We start from the raw sequence: 3,251 nt of genomic DNA on the forward strand, positions 1-3,251 counted from the left end.
AGCAAGAGCCGGTAGCCGCGTCTCACAGACGTCTCACGGACTCACTGAATAAGGGTGGCTCAGACCCCCTTTGACGTGCGGTTTTTCAGCGGCTGTGGACGCACGGCCCCGTCTGTGGACGCCCCGTAAGCTGGGGAGCATGGCCTACGAGATTCCGGTGACGCAAGCCCGCGCAGAGCTCGCCGAACTGATCAACCGCGTCGTCTACGGCGGGGAGCGCGTCGTCGTCACCCGCCACGGCAAGCCCCTCGTGGCGCTCGTCTCCGCCGCTGACCTGGAACGACTCGAAAGCCTGCGGCAGGCGGACGAGGAGCAGGTGATCAGCTCGGTCTCGTCGTTCGGGTCGGCGGCGTCCGCCGGAGGCGAACGCGGCCGCTTCGGCCTCGCGGCCGAACACCGGCCCCCGGACGACCGCCGCTCCTGACCGCGCGGGCGCGCGCCCGCACCCTGGGGTGCGCCGGAGCCGGCGCCCGCCGCCTGCCGTCCCCACCGCGCACACGCGGCCGTCCCCGGCCCGGGCGGAAGCCGCATGCCCGGCACGAGGCTGGGCTCGCACTGATGCCGGGCCGCGCCCGCCCGCGCGGGCAGGGCGCCCGGGCCCTGCTCATGCCCGGCCGCGCACGTGTCGTCGGCAGTGCCGGCCGCGCACCGGCCGGCCTCCGGCCCGGCGGCGCGCGCCCGCGCCGAGCCCGTGCACACGTGTCCCGCGCCCGCCCGCCGCAAGCGCCGCGCCGCGCATCCCCCGCGCGGCGCCCGCCCGTGTCGGCCTGCGCCCCGGGGGCCGCTCTCGGAGGTGCCCGCCCGTGTCGGCCTGCGTACCGGGGGCCGCTCACGGCGCGGCCCTGCCGCGCACGCCCCCGTGCCGAGCCCGTGCACACGGAAGAGCCGCGTGCCCCTCCGCTACAGGGGGCACGCGGCCGTTTCGGGGGTGCGGCGCCGCTAGGCCGCGGGCGCCGGGGTCGGGTGCTCCGTCTCCGGCCGGGCTGCCCCGTCGCGGGCGCGGAGGCGGGCGCTCACCAGGACCGCGGTGAGTCCGAGCGCCGCCCAGAGCGTCAGCGTCAGCACGGCGCCGCCCGACGCCCGCCCGTCGAAGTACGCGACCGACCGCAGCAGCGAGCTCCCCGCGCCCGGCGGCAGCCACTGGCCGACGGTCCCCGCCGGTTCGGGGAGCAGCTCCGGCGCGCTCGTCGCGCCCGCGAACGGATTGCCGATCAGCACCATGAGCAGGGCGCCGAGGCCCACCCCGGGGGCCCCGAGCAGTGCGGCGAGTCCCGCCACCCCCGAGCCGACTGCGAGCACGGTCAGGCCCATCGCGCCTGCCTCCGCCCACCAGTCGCCGTCCAGCACCCCGAGCCAGCTGTGCGCCAGCGCGGCCGCCGTGAGGCCGACCAGGGCCGCGGCGCCCAGCAGGGTGACGGCGGCCCTCGCCCCGCCCAGCCCGCTCAGCGTCACCAGGGCGCCCGCCGCCACTCCGGCCAGGGCGATCGGCAGGACGCTCGCCGCGAGCGCGCTGCCGCGCGGGTCGCCCGCCGGCAGCGACACGACCTCGGTCACCCGCACCGGGGCGTCCGCGGGAGCCCGCGCGGTCACCGCCTCCTTGAGCAGCTGGGCGACGACGGGGCTCGCGGCGGGGGCGGTGAGCAGGTGCGTGCCCTGCGCGCCGACGACCACGGCTCCGTATACGACCCGGTCCTCGACGGCGTCCCGGGCCGCGGCCTCGTCGTCGAAGCGGTGGACGTCGAAGGCGCCGGCCTGCCGCGTCAGACCGTCCTCGACGGCGGCGGCCGCGGTGGCCGGTCCGGCCACGCCGACGGGCAGGTCGCGGGGCGCGGTGCGTGCCGCCGGCCAGGCGAACGCCCAGAGAGCCAGGGCCACCACCACCGGTATCAGGACCATCACCGCGATCATGCGGCGTGCCGGTGCAGGGGACATGAGGACCTCCAGTTCACAGAGTGCTGGGGCGGGACGGTGGGTGGATCTCAAAGAGAAGGATCGTTCGTTTTACTGAGCGCCACTCTCCTCCGGGGTGCGGTCCTTGTCAAGAATGAACGTTCGTTTTAAGTTGGGTCCATGGCTCGTGTATCCCAGGCCCACCTCGACGCCCGGCGCCGTCAGATCGTCGGCGCCGCCGCCCGGTGCTTCGCCCGCAACGGCTTCCACGCCACGTCGATGCAGGACATCCTGCGGGAGTCCGAGCTGTCGGCCGGAGCGGTCTACCGCTACTTCCGCAGCAAGGAGGAACTGGTCGAGGCCATCGCCGTGGAGGCGTTCGCCGGGATCCGGACCGCCTTCGAGGACGCCGCCCGCACCACGCCGCCGCCCACCCCCGACCTCCTCATCGGCCGGGTCATGCGCCGCATGCTCGTGGACGAGGTCCCGGGCGGCGACCGGCAGGCGTTCGCCCGGCTCGTCGTCCAGGTCTGGACCGAGACCCTGCGCAACGAACGCCTGGCGGCCACGCTCGACGAGGGCTACGACACCATGCGCGCGGCCTGGGCCCGGCTCGTGCGCGCGTACCGTGAAGCCGGTCTGATGGAGTCGCAGGTCGACCCGGACCATGTGGCCCGCACCCTCATCGCCGCCGCGCAGGGCTTCATCGTCCAGCAGGCGCTCTTCGGGGACGTGCGGGTGGAGATCCTGGAGGACGGGCTGCGCGCCCTGATGTCGATGCGGAATTCCAAGATCAGTTAACGCGCCGGAAAAACTTGCGTCCTAACGTTCAACCCCTGGTCGAGAGATGACCGTGTCCGGGTCGGCACAACGTTGCACCGGGCTAGGGTCCAGATGCTCCTGGCGCGCCAGGGCCGGACGACGATGAGGTGGACGCGTGCAACTCTCCCCGCACGAGCAGGAAAGACTGCTCATCCATGTGGCCGCCGACGTGGCCGAGAAGCGCAGGGCGCGCGGGGTGGTGCTGAACCACCCCGAGTCCGTCGCCCTGATCACCTCGCACATCCTGGAGGGCGCCCGCGACGGGCGCACGGTCGCCGAACTCATGGCCTCGGGGCGCAAGGTGCTCACCCGCGCCGAGGTGATGGAGGGCGTCCCGGAGATGATCCACGACGTCCAGGTCGAGGCCACCTTCCCGGACGGCACCAAGCTCGTCACCGTCCACGACCCCATCGTCTGAGGCGGCGCCCGATGATTCCCGGAGAGATCCTCCTCGCCCCGGATCCCGTCGTCCTCAACGAGGGCCGTGCGCGGACCCGCGTGACCGTGGTGAACACCGCCGACCGGCCCGTCCAGGTCGG

General features: G+C 74.3%; 5 protein-coding genes. 4 read left to right on the forward strand and 1 reads right to left on the reverse strand.

Annotated elements, in window-relative coordinates; genetic code table 11:
* Nucleotides 1–139: 139 nt before the first annotated feature.
* On the forward strand, nt 140–424 hold the full coding sequence (locus EAO77_RS37150) for a type II toxin-antitoxin system Phd/YefM family antitoxin (RefSeq protein ID WP_147992677.1): 285 nt from the start codon (nt 140–142) through the stop codon (nt 422–424).
* Nucleotides 425–939: 515 nt separating this feature from the next.
* Here EAO77_RS37150 and EAO77_RS37155 read toward each other — a convergent pair.
* Nucleotides 940–1,932, reverse strand: a complete 993-nt coding sequence (locus tag EAO77_RS37155; protein WP_147992678.1) for an ABC transporter permease — start codon at nt 1,930–1,932, stop codon at nt 940–942.
* 138 nt (nt 1,933–2,070) lie between these two features.
* On the opposite strand from EAO77_RS37155, the gene EAO77_RS37160 reads away from it, so the two are divergent.
* From EAO77_RS37160 to EAO77_RS37170, 3 genes are all read left to right on the forward strand, one after another.
* Nucleotides 2,071–2,691: a TetR/AcrR family transcriptional regulator gene (locus EAO77_RS37160; protein WP_147992679.1), complete on the forward strand. Its 621-nt coding sequence runs from the start codon at nt 2,071–2,073 to the stop codon at nt 2,689–2,691.
* Nucleotides 2,692–2,827: 136 nt separating this feature from the next.
* Nucleotides 2,828–3,130, forward strand: coding sequence for an urease subunit gamma (locus EAO77_RS37165; protein WP_147992680.1), 303 nt, complete (start codon nt 2,828–2,830; stop codon nt 3,128–3,130).
* Nucleotides 3,131–3,141: 11 nt separating this feature from the next.
* The coding region (locus tag EAO77_RS37170; RefSeq protein ID WP_187283603.1) for an urease subunit beta at nt 3,142–3,251 on the forward strand (110 nt) is incomplete at its 3' end.

It is taken from the genome of Streptomyces sp. T39, assembly GCF_008042045.1.
Classification (GTDB): Bacteria; Actinomycetota; Actinomycetes; order Streptomycetales; family Streptomycetaceae; genus Streptomyces.